This is a genomic window from Bradyrhizobium sp. Ce-3 (genome assembly GCF_022835695.1).
In the GTDB taxonomy this organism is placed as follows: domain Bacteria; phylum Pseudomonadota; class Alphaproteobacteria; order Rhizobiales; family Xanthobacteraceae; genus Bradyrhizobium.
Genome location: NZ_BQUV01000009.1, coordinates 297,625 through 314,065 on the forward strand (window position 1 = coordinate 297,625; position 16,441 = coordinate 314,065).

The following is a 16,441-nucleotide window of genomic DNA, read 5'->3' on the forward strand; positions in this document are numbered from 1 at the left end:
CATCTTCGCGCTCAGGCATCGATGCGAACAGACTTCGCAATCGCCGGAGGACGAAGATGACGAGCTATCGCGCATACATCGTCGGACCGCACAGCCGACCAATCGGCGTGGTCAACGTGGATTGCACCGACGACGATCAGGCCATCACATCGGCCAGCCGTCTGGTCGACGGACACGACGTCGAACTGTGGCTGATGGACCGCCCAGTGGCGCGGTTCGACGCCGGGTCGAAGCAGATATTCAGGAAGTAGTGCGACATCGGGCTGCGAGCTTGCTGTCGCGCTGTGTGATCACCGGTGATAGACCTTGCGTCGGGTCAGGTCATCAACGGGATATCGGTCATGACAGCAGAGAAGGTCGCACTCGTCACCGCGGGCGGCAGCGGCATGGGCGCGGCGGCGGCGCGGAAACTTGCCGCCGACGGCTTTCGCGTCGCGATCCTGTCGTCATCGGGCAAGGGCGAAGCCTTGGCGAGCGAGCTCGGCGGCCTCGGCTTCACCGGCTCGAACCGCTCGAACGATGATCTGAAGCGGGCCGTCGACGGCGTGATGGCGCGCTGGGGCCGCATCGACGCGCTGGTCAACAGCGCCGGCCACGGTCCGCGCGCCGGCGTGCTCGAATTGACCGACGAGCAGTGGCACACCGGCCTCGACGTCTATCTGATGAACGTGATCCGGCCGACGCGGCTGGTGGCGCCCCACATGCAGGCGCAGAAATCGGGCGCAATCGTCAACAACTCGACCGCCTGGGCCTTCGAGCCGAGCGCGATGTTTCCGACGTCAGCGGTGTTTCGCGCCGGGCTCGCCGCGTTCACCAAGCTCTTCAGCGACAGCCACGCGGCCGACAATGTCCGCATGAACAATGTGCTGCCGGGCTGGATCGACAGCCTGCCGGCCACCGACGCGCGCCGCGACAGCGTGCCAATGAAGCGCTACGGCAAGGCCGAGGAGATCGCGGCAACCATCGCTTTCCTCGTCTCCGATGGCGCCGGCTACATCACCGGCCAGAACATCCGCGTCGATGGCGGGTTGATGCGGTCGATTTGATCGAACCGTGATCCGTCATCTTGAGGAAAAGTGAGATTGTGATTCACAAGCGACACCAAATATTCGGTGTCGTCCCGGCGAAAGCCGGGACCCATACTCCGCGGCGGATATTGTAGACGGACTCGTCGTTCCTCCGACGAACCACGACCATCGGTGGTTAAGGGTCCCGGCTTTCGTCGGGACGACGTCGAAGTGTGTGGCGCCGTTCGTATCCGTTGCGTCACCACAACCTTCGCCACCACTTGCGTCCACACGCTACGCATCCTGTGTCAGACCGCGCGCGTCACAATTGCGGCGACCTCAGATTGCGTTTGTCGTGATGACAAACTGAAAGCGCAGGGCTAGCCTTCCGTCAAATCAAAACAACCGGGAGGAATGGCATGGCAGACGCAGCAGTTGCAGCACGCGCTTCGGACTCCACCCAGAGCGGAACCACGCAGCAAGTCGACGTCGCGGTCGTCGGCGCCGGTTTCGCCGGTCTCTATCTGCTGCATCGGCTGCGCAAGGCGGGCTTCTCGGCGGTCGCGCTGGAAGAGGGCGCGGATGTCGGCGGCACCTGGTACTGGAACCGGTATCCCGGCGCGCGCTGCGATATCCAGACCATCGACTACAGCTACACCTTTGATCCCGAGCTCGATCAGGCCTGGACCTGGTCGGAGAAATACGCGACGCAGCCGGAAATCCTGCGCTATCTCGGCTTCGTCGCCGACCGCTACGATCTGCGCCGCGATATCAGGTTCGGCACCAAGGTCACAAAGGCGACATGGGACGATGCGACGTCGCGCTGGCTGATTGCGACCAGTAACGGCGCCAATGTCTCGTGCCGCTATTACATCATGGCGACCGGCTGCCTGTCGTCGCCGAAGCCGCCGGAGATCGACGGCGTCAAGGACTTCAAGGGCGAGATCTATTTCACCGGCCGCTGGCCGCATCAGGGCGTCGATCTCAAGGGCAAGCGCGTCGCGGTGATCGGCACCGGATCGTCGGGCATTCAGTCGATCCCGCTGATCGCCGAGCAGGCCGCGCAACTCACCGTGTTCCAGCGCACGCCGAACTTCGCGCTGCCTGCGGGCAATGGTCCGTCGCCGGAGGACCGCAAGACCTATTTCGAGAGCGACCGCGCCGCCTATCGTGAGCAGGCGCGCTTGTCGATGGCCGGCGTGCCCTATCCGCAGCAGACCGTGGTGAGCTGGCAATTGAGCGACGCCGAACGCCGCGAACGGTTCGAGAAGGCGTGGGCGGCGGGTGATCTCGTCCACATCCTGACCCAGCTCTGGGCCGACCAGGCCGTCGATGTCGACGGCAACAAACTGGTCGCCGATCTGATCCGCGAGAAGATCGGTGCCGTGGTCAAGGATCCGGAGACGGCAGCGGCGCTCGCGCCGCACGATCATCCGTTCGGCGCCAAGCGTCCCTGCCTCGATACCAATTACTACGCGACCTACAACCGCCCCAACGTGACGCTGGTCAATCTGCGGCAGGAGCCGATCAAGGGGATCACCGCCAGCGGCATCTTCACCAACGGACGCAAGTTCGATGTCGACGTCATCGTGTTCGCCACCGGCTTCGACGCGATGACCGGTGCGATCATGGCGGTGCACCCGATCTCCGGCCGCGGCGGCAAGTCGCTGTCGGATGTTTGGGCGCACGGACCGCAAACCTATCTCGGCGTCACCGTCGCGGGCTTCCCCAATCTGTTCATGATCACCGGTCCCGGCAGCCCGTCGGTGCTGTCGAACATGGCTGTCTCGATCGAGCAGCATGTCGACTGGGTGGTCGACCGCATCGCCGCGTTGCGCGACGCCGGCTTCACCACGATGGAAGCGACCGACACCGCGCAGGCCGGCTGGGAACGGCACATGGCCGATTGCGCGACGCTGACGCTGCACCGGCTCGCCAACACCTGGTACACGGGCGCCAACGTGCCCGGCAAGCCGCAGGGCGTGATGCCTTATACCGGCGGAGTCGGCCCGTATCGCAGCATCTGCAACGAAGTGGTCGGCCGCGGCATGCTCGGCTTCAGGCTCTCCGGTCCCGGCGTTGCCGAGCAGTGCAATGACGGCGAGGTGGTGCGGCTGCAGCCGGATGTGCGGCTGGTGCTCAACCTGCTCGGCGAGATGAACCTACCGCCGCTCGAGACGATGGGCGCGCAGGGCGCACGCGACTTCCTCACCGAGTTCAACAACGGCCGTCCTGCCGGCCGCCCGGTCGGCGAGGTCGGCAGTGGCATGCTGCAGGGCGCGGACGGTCCGTTGCCGTACAAGCTCTACCGGCCGGCAACGCCGGGACCGCATCCGATCGTGGTATATTTCCACGGCGGCGGCTGGGTGCTCGGCGACGAGATGTCGGACGATCCGTTCTGCCGCGACCTGTGCCGGCGCACCGGCATGGTCATCGTCAGCGTCGGCTATCGCCACGCGCCCGAGCATCGCTTCCCGGCGGCGGCCGAGGACGGCTATGCGGCGACGCGCTGGATCGCCGCCCACACCGCCGAGCTCGGCGGCAAAGAAGGGCCGCTGCTGGTCGCGGGCTGGAGCGCCGGCGGCAACATCGCGGCCGTGACCTGCCAGCTCGCACGCGATCGCGGCGGGCCCGAGATCGCAGGCCAGCTCCTGATCTGCCCGGTCACCGACTCCTCCTTCGACCGGCCGTCCTATGTCGACAACGCCGCCGGCTACTTCCTGACCCGCGGCCTGATGTTCTGGTTCTGGGACCTGTACTGCTCGCCGGCCGACCGCACCGATCCGCGCGTCGCGCCGTTGCGCGGCAAGCTCGAAGGGTTGCCGCCGGCGTTCATCGCGACCAGCGAGTTCGATCCGCTGCGCGACGAGGGCATCGCCTATGGCGATGCGCTCGCGAAAGCCGGCGTCAAGGTCGAGCAGCTCAAGGCGCAGGGCCACTTCCACTCGTCGTTCGTGATGGTCGATGTCATCATCACCGGCGTCAGTGGCCGCGTGAAGATGGCGCAGGCGCTGCGCCGCTTCGCCGGACTGCCGGAGGAATTGGAGCAGGGCAGTGCCGCGCCGCAGATCAACGCGGCGGCGAATTAGACGGGGGTCTTGCGCCGGGTGAGGGGGAGTCTCCACGAATCTGTCTGCTGCCGTGGACGCGGAGAGAGCCCCTCACCCCAACCCTCTCCCCGTAAGAACGGGAAGAGGGAGCGTAGCGTCGAGCGCTAGCCCAGCTCGAACGTCGTGACGCCGAACACGCGATCGGTCCGCAAGGGTGGGATCGTGCCGGTGTACATCCGCGCGGTCTCGAACACCGGTGACAGTCCGAGGCCTTGCGCCAACGCGACGGCGTCGCGGTTGACCGCGGGGACGTCGAGGAAAATCTCGCCGCTGCCGACGCTTTCGAGCAATGCCGAGAGGATAGCTTCGGCGCCGGCGCGATCATCGGCAACGAGCGGCCCGATCTTGCATCCGGCGCGGCACGGACGGATCACGCCCCAGCCGGCCAACCTGCCGTCACGCATCAGTGCGCGCCCGGCATGTCCCGGTGTATTGATCCAGGCGCGCAGGAAGGCCGGTCGCGGCGCCGGAAACACCGTGGCGTCATCGGCCTCGATCAGCGCCATCGGCAGATCGGCCAGTGGGACGATGCCGGCATTCGGCGCTGGCGGTGCGGCGACCGTGCCGCCGTAGCGCACATTGGCATACGCGAGCGCAAAGCCGGACTTCTGGTAGTTCGCCTGTTGCGCCACCACGCCGTCGAGCCCGATCACGCGCGGACCCGCATGCGCGATCGCCGCATTCCAGATCTTCAGGCCATGGCCGCGGCCGCGCAGATCCGGACGCACGATGTAGAAGCCGAGAAATGCAAACCGCCCGTCGTAGTTGACGCAGGAGATCACCGCGGCAGGCTGTCCGTCGAGCTCGCCGATGAAAAATCCCTGCGGGTCCTCGGCGGCAAAGCACGCGGTATCGGCGAGGCCGGGATTCCATCCCTCCGCCGCGGCCCAGTCCACCGCAAGCGCGATCTCGTCGGGCCGCATCTGCCGGATGCTCAGTTGGCTCATCGAAGACAATCTCGTCCGCTGGAACTCATCGATCGGGTCCGTTGTCTATGGCCATGACAATACGCGTGCGGACTGCGGCTGCCCACAGACTGTGACCTGACGCATGCAAAATTTTCGACGAATTCGTCTAACAATTTATGGTTTTGTCATAGTTAGAAACACGTTTGACTTGAAGTTGCCGCAGGCCTAACAATCCCGCCCGCAGCCGCGGATGTCGGGACGCGGCGTGCATCAATCCCAGATTGGGCGGCGGTCGCGTCGCCAATGTCGGAATCGGAAATCACCGTCAGCAGAAAGGATCGCATCGCGCGTCGGCAAGACAACTGAACGGAATTGGGGACGTCTTTCATTTCACCCAAAACGGAGTTTTTCCATGACTCAAGTTGTTAATTTGTCCGGTAATCCAGATATCGATGGCATTCTCTGGGGATGGGAGTGGGGTTCGGGCGGCGCGCAGAATCTGACGTTTTCGTTCCCCACCAGCACGGCCGAATACGGCTACCAGGAAATCGACAATTTCGGCGCGTTCACCGCGGCACAACAGACGGCGGTGCGCACCGCGCTCGCCAATATCGCAAGCTTCACCAACCTCACCTTCACCGAGACGACGGCCGCCGGCGCCGTCCTGCGCTACGCCAACGCCGACAAGATCGATTACACCGACGACAGCACTGTTGCGTCGCATACCGGGCTGCACGTTCCCGGCAACTCGCCCGGCACTGCGGAGGCCAATCCGCCTGAGCTGGGATTTGGCGGCAACCCGCCGTTCTCCGCGCCGTTCGCGCAGGGCGATGCATGGTTCACGACCGGCGGCTACACCAATCCGGCGCTGGGCAGCTTCCAGGATGCCGCCGGCATCATGCACGAGACCGGCCATAATCTCGGATTGAAGCACGGTCACGTCACGCAGGATGGACACGGCGTGACCTTTCCCGCGCTGCCGGCCGATCACAATTCCTACGAATATTCTGTGATGACCTACAGCCAGTTTCCTGGCGACAACGCGACCAATGGCGATAACGCGCCCGACCATCCGACCACCTATATGCAGGATGACATCGCCGCGCTGCAGTACATGTACGGCGCAAATTACGGCGCCACCGCGCATAACGGCAACACCACCTACACCTGGAGCTCTTTCACCGGCCAGGAGTTCATCGACGGCGTCGGCCAGGGCGCGCCGCAAAGCAATTACGTGCTGATGACGGTGTGGGATGGCGGCGGCACCGACACCTACGACTTCTCGAACTACACCACCAACCTCTCGGTCGATCTCAATCCCGGCGCCTGGACCATCCTCGACACCAGCGCGGCGCACGCGCAGCGCGCCGATCTCGGCAATGACGGGGCAGGCGGTGCGGAATACTTTGCGCGCGGCAACATCGCCAATGCGCTGATCGATCCGAAAAACCCGACCGAGACCGCATCGTTGATCGACAACGCCGATGGCGGCTCGGGCAACGACTCGATCACCGGCAACGCCATCGACAACGTGCTGCGCGGCAATGGCGGCAACGACACGATCGACGGCGGAGGCGGCACCAACACCGCCGTCTACAGCGGCAACCGCCTGCAATATATCGCGACCCTGCTTGGCAGCGGTGCGATCCAGATCGCGGACCAGCGCGGCGGGGCACCGGACGGCACCGACACCGTGACCAATGTCCAGAACTTCCAGTTCGCCGACGGCACGTTCAACGAGACCGAGCTCCTGAACCGCCCGCCGGTGCTGGCGCCCGATCCGGGATCGCCGCATCCGCTGACCGAATTTTCCGACACCACCAATTCGGCGTCGCTGCAGGAGCTGCTCGGCACGATGACGTTCACCGACGCCAATGTCGGCGACACCCACACCGCAAGTGAAACGCTCGATTCCGCGACCTGGTCCGGCGGCGCCATCGTTCCGCTCGCGACCGAGACGGCGCTCGTCGGTGCGCTGACCGACTCGATTGGCACAGACGGCACCAGCGGCACGCTCAATTGGCAATTTGATCTGGCGGATCGCAACCTCGACTTCCTCGCGACCGGCGAGACGCTGACCGTGGTCTACGACGTCACGGTGGCCGACCATCACACCGGCTCCAGCGTCAGCGACAGTTCGACCCAGCAGGTGACGATCGTCTTCACCGGCACCAATGATCCGGTGTCGGTGGTCCCGGCACTGTCCAACCTGACCGGGACCATCAGCGAATTGCCCGGCGTCACCGGCAGTTCGACGCCGGACGCGACCTCCGGCGCGATCGCGTTCACCGATCCCGATCTCAATGATCGGCCGACCCCGACGATCAATACCGCCGGCGAGACGGTGACCTGGAAGGACGCGACGCACGACTTCACGTCGGAGCTCACGCCGGCCCAGATCGCCTCGCTCGAGGCGGCCTTCACGATCACGCCCGAGGCCGGCAACACCAACGCGGGCAAGATCGACTGGAGCTACAGCATCACCGACAGCACGCTCGACTTCCTGTCGGTCGGCGAGACTCTGACCGTCACGGTGCCGGTCATCATCGACGACGGCCATGGCGGGGCGGTCACGCAGGATGTCGTCGTCACCATCAACGGCGCCAATGACGCGCCGATCGCGGTCGCCGACAGCAACGGCACGGCCAAGAAATCGACGCTGACGGTCGACGCGTCGCACGGATTGCTGTCCAACGACACCGATCCTGACATCCACGATCAGGGTCACCTCGTGGTCAGCGCCGTCGAGGGGGCGGCGGGCAATGTTGGGCACACCATCGCGGGCACCTACGGCTCGCTGACGCTGAATGCCGACGGCAGCTACGTCTATGTCGCCAACAAGGGCGGCTTACCGTCGCAGATCGTCGCGCAGGACACGTTCGACTACACCATCGCCGATCCGCATGGCGCGACGGCCTCATCGACACTCAGCGTCGTCGTGTTCAATCCCGGCGTCGACTACCAGGCGGGAAGCCACACCACGCTGTACGGCGGCAACGGGCAGGACGTGCTCGACGGCTCGGCGGGGCACGACGTCATGTTCGGCGGCAACGGTCCCGACGTCCTGATCGGCGGCGACGGCGACACGCTGACCGGCAACAACGGACCGGACACTTTCCTGTTCCGCCCGCATTTCGGCACCAACGTGATCACGGATTTCGATCTGCACACCGACGTCGTGCAGCTCGATAAGTCGATCTTCGGCAGCGCCAACGACATGCTCGCCAATCATACCGTCAATTCCGCCGCCGGCGCGGTTATCACCGACGCCTTCGGCGATACGATCACCTTCGCTGGCATCAGCGTGGCGCAACTGCAGGCGCACATCGAGGATTTCCATCTGGTCTGAGCCGGATGGAGGCGTTGTGCCGCTTGATTCACAAGACCGCCCGCCGCAATCTGGTTGCGGCGGGCGGATGATCAGGAAATTCGAATGAGATGGCGTTGGCCAGCCTTTGCTCTCGCCGCAAGCGTCCTTGGCGTGACAGACATGACCGTGACGACACAGATGAATGCAACCGCTGCGCTTTCCGCATCGCCGGCCTCAGGCCGCGCGCCGCTCGAGGTGACCTTCACCGGGGCAGGCCCCGGAATGGCGGAGGGCGTGGTCGTGCTCGATTTCGGCGATGGAAAGACGGACGACACGATCTCATCGATCCGCGGCTTTACCCGCACGCATGTCTATCGCGCGGCGGGATCGTACACGGCCGTGCTCAGGAGCGGCGCCTATGGCGGTCAACGCCCGGCGGTGCTGAGTGAAATCGGCCGCGTAACGATCGTCGTGGATTAGGTTCTCACAACGCGGGTCGAGCGCCGCGCAGTCTCATCAACCAGCCTTCGGCCGGTACGCCGCGAAGAACACCCGCGTCGCGCTGTCGACGACATCGGCGATCCGCTCCGGCGAGGGCGACGGCCGGGCCTGGAAGATGAACGCCTGGAACAGCGTCGCCTGGCACATCTGCATGAACTGCCAGGCCGCGAGCTGGGTGTCGTCGATCTCGAGTTCGCCGAGCGCGGCGCGCGCCTCGAGATAGGCGGCGAAGCGGTCGACGGTGTGGGCAATGACGTGGGTGTAGAACCGGCTGCCGAGCTCGGGCATCCGCTCGGCGATCGCCATCACGGTGCGGAGCGCCGAGCCGCCGCCGGGCCGGCACAGCACCGCGACATAGGCGCGGCCGAATTCGGGGAGGGTGGTGTCGACGTCGCGGGCCGGATCGAAATTGAAGGCGACCTTGCCCTGCTCGAGCTTCTCCTCCTCGACGATCGCCGCGAACAGTCCGGCCTTGTCGGGGAAATAGACATAGAGCGTGCCCTTGGAGACCCCTGCGGCGCGGGCGATCTCGCCCATGCTGGCGCCGTCAAAGCCGAGCTCCAGGAATACCTTGCGGGCGCCATCCAGGATCTGGCGGCGTTTCGACGATTCCTCGTCGCCGGCGACGGACTGGAGCGAGGTTCGGGGTGCTGCAACCATTGATTTAGCTTCTCAGGAAAGAACTCAACCCAAAGTGGGAAAGGGGAGAATCGAAGCTTTATAATCTATCGGGCGGGAATATAGATTGACCGAACCGTTCGGTCAATGGTATCCGTTGGTGACGTTGCGGCCCGCATGGCCGTTATTTCGCCATGGCGGACATCAAGATTTTTTTGTGGGAGCCTCGGCTATGGCCGCAGCACGGGATCACGCTGCACGCATTGTTCGTTCCGAGCCTGAGATGGCCGGCGACGCGATGGCGCGCGACGCATCGGCGGATCTCGGCGAGCAGGACCGCGCCGACGAAGCCAAGGGACCTGCTGACAAGGGACCAGGCGACAAGCGTCAAGTGGAAGCGCCGCCCGCTTCCGCGCCCGAGCAGCCGGCAACGGCCGCCGCAGCCGCGGCGCCGAAATCCGGCAAGCGCAGATTCGTGTTGATGGGCATCGTGGGCCTGCTCGCGATCGCGGCCGCGAGCTACGCCGCCTACTACCTGATGGTCGGGCGCTTCTACGTCTCGACTGACGACGCCTACGTCCGTGCCAACAACACCATGCTCGGCGCGCGCGTCGCCGGACATATCGCGGCGATCCTGCCCGGCGACAACACGCTGGTGCGGGCAGGCGACGTGATCTTCCGGATCGATGACGGCGACTATCGCATCGCGGTCGACGCCGCACGGACCCGGATCGGGACCCAGCAGGCGACCATCGATCGGATCGGCCGCCAGGTCGCGGCCGCGGTGAGCTCGGTCGAACAGGCGCAGGCGCAGCTCGTCTCCGCCCAGGCCGGCCTGAAGCGCGCCGATCTCGATTACGATCGCCAGCAGGCGCTGAGCACCAAGGGCTTTGCCTCGCGCGCCACCTTCGAAGTGTCGGAAGCCGGCCGCGACCAGGGTGCCGCGGCGGTGCGCTCGGCGCAGGCCGCCTATGATGCCGCCAAGGACAATGTCGAGGTGACCAGGGCGCAGCAGGCCGAGGCCCGCGCCCAGCTTGCCGAGTTGCAGACCCAGCTCGCCAGGGCCGAGCGCGATCTCGAATTCACCAATGTCCGCGCCCCGGTCGACGGCACCTTCTCCAATCGCCTGGTCAACACCGGCGATTACATCAATGTCGGCCAGCGGCTCGGCAATGTGGTGCCGCTCGACGGCGTCTTCATCGACGCCAACTACAAAGAGACCCAGCTCAAGCGCATCCGTCCCGGCCAGCGGGTGACGATCAAGGTCGACGCCTACGGCTTCCGCAAGTTCAGCGGCATCGTCGACAGCATCTCGCCGGCGGCGGGCTCGGTGTTCACGCTGCTGCCGCCCGACAACGCCACCGGCAATTTCACCAAGATCGTGCAGCGCCTGCCGGTCCGCATCCGCGTGCCCAACAGCGTCGCCAGGCAGGGCATGCTGCGCGCCGGCATGTCGGTCTACACCACGGTCGACACGCATGAGGGGGCGGCCGATGCCGACGCCGATACCGACCTCGACGCGCCGATGATGATCCATCCGCAGTGATGTCTTGAAGCTTCGGACGCTGTCCGAGGCTTGGAGCTTGATGAGCCCATGGCCGACGCGACCACTGCCTCGCCCGCGATGATGACCGGTGCCCCGGAGTCCGAGCGCATCCAGCCGAAGCGGCTGGTTGCCTTCGTCATCATGGTGTTCGGCATGTTCATGTCGATCCTGGACATCCAGATCGTGTCGGCCTCGCTGTCGGAGATCCAGGCCGGCCTGTCGGCGTCTTCGACCGAAGTGTCGTGGGTGCAGACCGCCTATCTGATCGCCGAGGTGATCGCGATTCCGCTGTCCGGGTTCCTGTCGCGCGCGCTCGGCACGAGACTACTGTTTGCGATCTCGGCGTTCGGCTTCACGGTATCCAGCCTGCTGTGCGGCTTTGCCTCCTCGATCGAACAGATGATCCTGTGGCGCGCGCTGCAGGGCTTTCTCGGCGCCGGCATGATCCCGACGGTGTTCGCCTCGGCCTACATGATCTTCCCGCGCACCAAGTTCTACATCGTGGCGCCGATCATCGGCCTGGTCGCGACGCTGGCGCCGACGGTCGGACCCACGGTCGGCGGTTACATCACCGATCTGATGTCGTGGCACTGGCTGTTCTTCATCAACATCGTGCCTGGAATCTTCATCACCATCGGTGTGCTGGCGCTGATCGATTTCGACCAGCCGAACTTCGCGCTGCTCGAGCGCTTCGACTGGTGGGGCCTGATCTTCATGGGCGGCTTCCTCGGCTCGCTGGAATATGTGCTGGAGGAAGGCCCGCAATATGAGTGGCTGCAGGACACCTCGGTGGCGGTCTGCGCCGCCATCGGCTTCGTCTCGGCGATCCTCTTCTTCTGGCGGGTGCTGACCGCGGAAGAGCCGATCGTCGATCTCTATGCCTTCTCCAACCGCAACTTCGCGGTCGGCTGCGTGCTGCAGTTCTGCATCGGCATCGGGCTCTACGGCCTGACTTACGTCTATCCGCGCTACCTCGCCGAGATCCGCGGCTACAGCGCGCTGATGATCGGCGAGACCATGTTCGTCTCCGGCGTCACCATGTTCCTGATGGCGCCGGTCATCGGCCGGCTGATGCAGAAGGTCGATCTGCGCTACATCATCGCGTTCGGCCTCGTCACCTTCGCGCTCGGCTCCTGGCAGATGACCTGGATCACCCGCGACTATGATTTCTACGAGCTGCTGCTGCCGCAGATCCTGCGCGGCATCGGCATGATGTGCGCGATGGTGCCGACCAACAACATCGCGCTCGCGACCCTGCCGCAGGACCGCGTCAAGAACGCCTCCGGCCTGTTCAACCTGATGCGCAATCTCGGCGGCGCGCTCGGGCTCGCCGTCATCAACGAGGTGCTCAACGACCGCACCGACCTGCACATCTCGCGGCTGCAGGACCGCGTCACCTGGGGCAACACCACCGCGGTCGAGACCCTCAACAATTTCACCCAGCGCTTGCAGGGCATGGGCGACGCCACCCTGATGGCGATGAAGCAGCTCTCGCAGATCGTGCACCGCCAGGCCGCGGTGATGGGCTATGGCGACGCCTTCTTCATGCTGTCGCTGTTCTACGTCGCGCTCAGCCTCCTGGTGCTGCTCGTCAACAAGCCGCCGTCGATGACCGCAGGCGGCGGCGACGCGCATTGAACGCATCGTTGCACCCGATCGCGGGAATAAGCGTTGCGTGATCGACACATTGACGCACTCACGCGCTTGTCATCTTGCCAAGCGCGCGTGATGCATTTATAAGCAGCACATCGTTTCACGAACCGGGGAGATGCACATGATGTCGTTTGTTTCGCAGACCGTGCGCCCGCGTTCGATTCTGCTGGGCGTGTTCGCGCACTAGGTCCCAGCGCTGATCGGGCCTGATCCCCGATCAACCAAACTTCCCAACACCTTATCGACAATTTCAAGCGATATCCGCGGCCGGAGTCCGTCCGCACGTCGCCTCAGATGGAGCCGGCCGGCGCGACACGAGCGTGGCCGGAATGTGCCATGAGCTCTCTCAATACCAAGCGACCGGCCGCAATCCGGATCGTCTTGCCATTCGTGTTCCGCCATTGGCTGGAGCAACCATACCGCGCCACTGCCGTGACCGCCGGATTCCTCGGCGCGACCGCGGCCGACCTGTTCATGCCGGTGTTTTCCGGTCATCTGGTCGACGCGCTGACCGCGGGGGCGACGGACGCTGCCGCGCGCCACGCGGCGATGCTGGCGTTCGGCGCCATCGTCGGGCTCGGCGCGCTGTCGCTGCTGCTGCGGCTGCTCGGCATCCAGACCATCGTGCCGTTCACGCTGAAGACGATGTCCGATGTCGGGCAGCAGGCCTTCATGCGCGTGCAGCGCTTCTCGACCGACTGGCACGCCAATTCGTTCGCCGGCTCCACCGTGCGCAAGGTCACGCGCGGCATGTGGGCGCTCGACCTCCTGAACGACACCATCCTGATGGCGCTGTTGCCCTCGGTCGTGGTGCTGCTCGGCTCGATGATCCTGCTCGGCGTGCACTGGCCGCAGCTCGGCGCTGTCATCGCGGTGGGTTCGGTGATCTATGTCGCGATGACCATGGTGTTCCAGGTGCGCTACGTCGCGCCGGCCGCGCGGGTCTCCAACGCGTGGGACACCAAGGTCGGCGGCACGCTGGCCGATGCCCTGACCTGCAACGCGGTGGTGAAGTCGTTCGGTGCGGAAACGCGCGAGGACATGCGGCTGGACGGCGTCGTCAGCCGCTGGCGCCGGCGGGTGCGGCGGACCTGGCTGCGCTACAACCACACCTCGACGGCGCAGCTCGTGGTGCTGTTGTGCTTCCGCGCCTCGGTGATCGGCGGTGCGATCCTGCTGTGGGCGGCCGGCCGCGCCACGCCGGGCGACGTCACCTATGTGCTGACCAGCTACTACATCATCCACGCGTATCTGCGCGATGTCGGCATGCACATCAACAACCTGCAGCGTTCGGTGAACGACATGGAAGAGCTGGTGCAGATCCATGGCGAGCCGCTTGGGATCGTCGATGCTGACGATGCCAGGGCGATCGACATCCAGGGCGGCCGCATCGTGTTCGACGACGTCACGTTCCACTATGGCGGCCATCGCCGGCCGCTCTATGACGGGCTATCGGTCGACATCGATGCCGGCGAGCGCGTCGGCCTGGTCGGGCGCTCCGGCTCCGGCAAGACGACCTTCGTCAAGCTGGTGCAGCGGCTCTACGACGTCACCGGTGGCAAGATCCTGATCGACGGTCAGGATATCGCCAGGGCGACGCAGCAATCGCTGCGCAGCCAGATTGCGATCGTGCAACAGGAGCCGATCCTGTTCCACCGCACGCTGGCGGAGAACATCGCCTACGGCCGGCCGGGCGCCAGCATGGCGGCGATCGAGCAGGCGGCGCGGCTTGCCAATGCGCACGACTTCATCATGCGGCTGCCGAAGGATTACGGCACGCTGGTGGGCGAGCGCGGCGTCAAGCTGTCCGGCGGCGAGCGGCAGCGCGTTGCGCTGGCACGCGCCTTCCTGGCGGATGCGCCGATCCTGATCCTGGACGAGGCGACCTCGAGCCTCGATTCGGAGTCCGAGGCGCTGATCCAGCAGGCGATGGAGCGGCTGATGAAGGGCCGGACCTCGATCGTGATCGCGCACCGGCTGTCGACCGTGCGCAGCATGGATCGCATCCTGGTGTTCGATCGCGGCGAGATCGTCGAGCAGGGCACGCATGAGGTGCTGGCCGCACGGCAGGGCGGCATCTACCGCGGCCTGTTCGAGCGTCAGGCCACCGAGTTCGGCCAGGCGGCGGCGGAGTAGCGAACGACAGCGCGTGGCCGATGGGCGGTGTCCCGTCGGCCGCGCGCTGCCGGCTATTTTGGCGCGAGCCCGTTCCACACCAGCGCGACGCCGGACAGAAACAGCAGCACCAGCACGATGTCGGAAAAATTGCGGTCGCTCAGTGCATGATAGAGCCGGGCGCCGAGCCAGGCGCCGAGCAGCGTGCCCGGAAACGCGCAGGCCACGAGCCAGATCAGCTCTGTTTTCACCAGGCCGCTGGCGATCTGGACGAGCAGCGCGGCCGCCAGGATCGTGAAGTTGAAGATCTGGAACACGCCGCGGCGCTGCTGCTTGCCCCAGCCGCGCACGCTCGCCCACAGGATCGGCAGCGGGCCGGACAATCCGGCGAGCCCGCCGAGGATGCCGCCGGCAAATCCGATCGCGCCGTCGGCCCATTTGCCGCCGAAGGCGATCGACATCGGCTTGCGCTGCACGAACAGCAGGGTCGGGAACACCAGCAGGAAGACACCGATCGTCAGCTTGAACACAGCGGGGTCGGCGCGGGCGATCAGCAAGATGCCGATCGGCACCCCGGCGAGGCCGCAGATCACGAACGGCCAGACCAGGCGGAAATCGATGCTCTTCCAGATCGACGGCAGCGTCGACACCTGCGCGATCACGGAGCACACCAGCACCAGCGGCACCGCAAGTGTCGGCGGCAGCACGTAGAGCCAGATGCCGAGCGCCATCAGGGCGGTGCCGAAGCCGGCGAGGCCGGAGACGAAACCGCCGGCAAGCGCGCCGAAGAACAGGATGGCGTAGCTCGCCGGGTTCATCCTCAACTCGTTCTTATGATCGTTGCCGCGACGTTTACACGACGCGGGCGGTGGGTACACTTCTAAATCGCCGCTCATCAACGATAATCGGAATGAAAGCATGCCTGAGACTTTGCCCATGACTTCAGATTCGCCGGCGAACTCGCAAAAAATCTTTCTGGTCTGTCACGGCGCCTGGTCGGCGGGATGGGCGTGGAAGAAGGTGCATCCGCTGATGCAGGCAGCCGGACACCGGCTGGTCACGCCGAGCTACACCGGGCTCGGCGAGCGCGCCCATCTCGCGCATCAGGGGCTCGACCTCGAGGCGCACATCCAGGACATGCTCGGGGTCATCTCATATGAAGACCTGCGCGACGTCGTGCTGATCGGCCATTCCTATGGCGGCATGGTCGCGACCGGCGTCGCCGACCGGGTGCGCGAGCGGATCGCGCAGATCGTCTATATCGATGCCTTCGTGCCACGCGACGGTCAGTCGCTGTTCGATCTCAACGAGGTGGCGATCGACAAGATGCGGGAGGCGGCGCGCAATGGCGACGGCTGGCGCATCCCGCCGATGCCGCCGCCGCCGGACACGTCTGCGGCCGACGTCGAATGGCTGAGCGCGCGCCGGGTCGCCATGCCGATCAGATGCTTCGAGCAGAAATTGGCGTTGAAGCATGGCGAGACCAGCCTGCCGCGCAGCTACATCTACGCCACACGCATCACGCCTGAGGATACGTTCGGCCCGTTCGCAAAGCGCGCGAGAACCGAAGCCGGCTGGCGTTACCTGGAGATCGACGCCAGCCATTCACCGAATGTGACGGCGCCGCAGGCGCTGACGGCGATGTTGCAGAAGATCGCGTCCTGACGAGCCGT

The 16,441-nt window shown here is 65.3% G+C and carries 12 protein-coding genes; 9 read left to right on the forward strand and 3 right to left on the reverse strand.

Going from position 1 to position 16,441, the window contains the following annotated elements; translation table 11 throughout:
* The first annotated feature begins 56 nt into the window (after positions 1 to 56).
* From BRSPCE3_RS28935 to BRSPCE3_RS28945, 3 genes are all read left to right on the forward strand, one after another.
* On the forward strand, positions 57 to 251 hold the full coding sequence (locus tag BRSPCE3_RS28935) for a hypothetical protein (RefSeq protein WP_244069745.1): 195 nt from the start codon (positions 57 to 59) through the stop codon (positions 249 to 251).
* Between the two features lie 90 nt (positions 252 to 341).
* Positions 342 to 1,046, forward strand: coding sequence for an SDR family oxidoreductase (locus tag BRSPCE3_RS28940; RefSeq protein ID WP_244069746.1), 705 nt, complete (start codon positions 342 to 344; stop codon positions 1,044 to 1,046).
* Positions 1,047 to 1,426: 380 nt separating this feature from the next.
* Positions 1,427 to 4,096, forward strand: coding sequence for an alpha/beta hydrolase fold domain-containing protein (locus tag BRSPCE3_RS28945; RefSeq protein ID WP_244069747.1), 2,670 nt, complete (start codon positions 1,427 to 1,429; stop codon positions 4,094 to 4,096).
* Positions 4,097 to 4,221: 125 nt separating this feature from the next.
* On the opposite strand, the gene BRSPCE3_RS28950 is transcribed toward BRSPCE3_RS28945, so the two are convergent.
* Positions 4,222 to 5,064 carry a GNAT family N-acetyltransferase gene (locus BRSPCE3_RS28950; protein WP_244069748.1) on the reverse strand — a complete coding sequence of 281 codons (843 nt, stop codon included), beginning with the start codon at positions 5,062 to 5,064 and terminating at the stop codon, positions 4,222 to 4,224.
* 373 nt (positions 5,065 to 5,437) lie between these two features.
* Here BRSPCE3_RS28950 and BRSPCE3_RS28955 point away from each other — a divergent pair, with 373 nt between their 5' ends.
* Positions 5,438 to 8,374: an Ig-like domain-containing protein gene (locus tag BRSPCE3_RS28955; RefSeq protein WP_244069749.1), complete on the forward strand. Its 2,937-nt coding sequence runs from the start codon at positions 5,438 to 5,440 to the stop codon at positions 8,372 to 8,374.
* A 141-nt stretch (positions 8,375 to 8,515) separates the two neighbouring features.
* Entirely contained in the window at positions 8,516 to 8,815 is a 300-nt protein-coding gene (locus tag BRSPCE3_RS28960; RefSeq protein WP_244069750.1) for a PKD domain-containing protein, read from the forward strand.
* A 36-nt stretch (positions 8,816 to 8,851) separates the two neighbouring features.
* On the opposite strand, the gene BRSPCE3_RS28965 is transcribed toward BRSPCE3_RS28960, so the two are convergent.
* On the reverse strand, positions 8,852 to 9,496 hold the full coding sequence (locus BRSPCE3_RS28965) for a TetR/AcrR family transcriptional regulator (protein ID WP_244069751.1): 645 nt from the start codon (positions 9,494 to 9,496) through the stop codon (positions 8,852 to 8,854).
* 241 nt (positions 9,497 to 9,737) lie between these two features.
* On the opposite strand from BRSPCE3_RS28965, the gene BRSPCE3_RS28970 reads away from it, so the two are divergent.
* The 3 genes from BRSPCE3_RS28970 (at position 9,738) to BRSPCE3_RS28980 (ending at position 14,789) form a co-directional block, all read left to right on the forward strand.
* Positions 9,738 to 11,000: an HlyD family secretion protein gene (locus tag BRSPCE3_RS28970; protein WP_375709974.1), complete on the forward strand. Its 1,263-nt coding sequence runs from the start codon at positions 9,738 to 9,740 to the stop codon at positions 10,998 to 11,000.
* A 48-nt stretch (positions 11,001 to 11,048) separates the two neighbouring features.
* On the forward strand, positions 11,049 to 12,638 hold the full coding sequence (locus tag BRSPCE3_RS28975; RefSeq protein WP_244069753.1) for a DHA2 family efflux MFS transporter permease subunit: 1,590 nt from the start codon (positions 11,049 to 11,051) through the stop codon (positions 12,636 to 12,638).
* A 351-nt stretch (positions 12,639 to 12,989) separates the two neighbouring features.
* A complete protein-coding gene (locus BRSPCE3_RS28980; RefSeq protein ID WP_244069754.1) occupies positions 12,990 to 14,789 on the forward strand; it encodes an ABC transporter ATP-binding protein in 1,800 nt (599 codons plus the stop codon).
* Positions 14,790 to 14,842: 53 nt separating this feature from the next.
* Here the strand turns inward: BRSPCE3_RS28980 and BRSPCE3_RS28985 are convergent, their stop codons facing one another.
* A complete protein-coding gene (locus tag BRSPCE3_RS28985) occupies positions 14,843 to 15,586 on the reverse strand; it encodes a sulfite exporter TauE/SafE family protein (protein WP_244069755.1) in 744 nt (247 codons plus the stop codon).
* A gap of 118 nt (positions 15,587 to 15,704) precedes the next feature.
* Here BRSPCE3_RS28985 and BRSPCE3_RS28990 point away from each other — a divergent pair, with 118 nt between their 5' ends.
* Complete coding sequence (locus tag BRSPCE3_RS28990; protein ID WP_244069756.1) at positions 15,705 to 16,433, forward strand: alpha/beta fold hydrolase; 729 nt, start codon at positions 15,705 to 15,707, stop codon at positions 16,431 to 16,433.
* The last annotated feature ends 8 nt before the right edge of the window (positions 16,434 to 16,441 follow it).

Excerpts from the sequence above, each read along its gene's own strand:
- BRSPCE3_RS28980 (WP_244069754.1), top strand. The coding sequence starts at position 12,990 with ATGAGCTCTCTCAATACCAAGCGACCGGCCGCAATCCGGATCGTCTTG.
- BRSPCE3_RS28975 (WP_244069753.1), top strand. The coding sequence starts at position 11,049 with ATGGCCGACGCGACCACTGCCTCGCCCGCGATGATGACCGGTGCCCCG.
- BRSPCE3_RS28985 (WP_244069755.1), bottom strand. The coding sequence starts at position 15,586 with ATGAACCCGGCGAGCTACGCCATCCTGTTCTTCGGCGCGCTTGCCGGC.
- BRSPCE3_RS28990 (WP_244069756.1), top strand. The coding sequence starts at position 15,705 with ATGACTTCAGATTCGCCGGCGAACTCGCAAAAAATCTTTCTGGTCTGT.
- BRSPCE3_RS28955 (WP_244069749.1), top strand. The coding sequence starts at position 5,438 with ATGACTCAAGTTGTTAATTTGTCCGGTAATCCAGATATCGATGGCATT.
- BRSPCE3_RS28960 (WP_244069750.1), top strand. The coding sequence starts at position 8,516 with ATGACCGTGACGACACAGATGAATGCAACCGCTGCGCTTTCCGCATCG.
- BRSPCE3_RS28945 (WP_244069747.1), top strand. The coding sequence starts at position 1,427 with ATGGCAGACGCAGCAGTTGCAGCACGCGCTTCGGACTCCACCCAGAGC.
- BRSPCE3_RS28950 (WP_244069748.1), bottom strand. The coding sequence starts at position 5,064 with ATGAGCCAACTGAGCATCCGGCAGATGCGGCCCGACGAGATCGCGCTT.
- BRSPCE3_RS28935 (WP_244069745.1), top strand. The coding sequence starts at position 57 with ATGACGAGCTATCGCGCATACATCGTCGGACCGCACAGCCGACCAATC.
- BRSPCE3_RS28970 (WP_375709974.1), top strand. The coding sequence starts at position 9,738 with ATGGCCGGCGACGCGATGGCGCGCGACGCATCGGCGGATCTCGGCGAG.
- BRSPCE3_RS28965 (WP_244069751.1), bottom strand. The coding sequence starts at position 9,496 with ATGGTTGCAGCACCCCGAACCTCGCTCCAGTCCGTCGCCGGCGACGAG.
- BRSPCE3_RS28940 (WP_244069746.1), top strand. The coding sequence starts at position 342 with ATGACAGCAGAGAAGGTCGCACTCGTCACCGCGGGCGGCAGCGGCATG.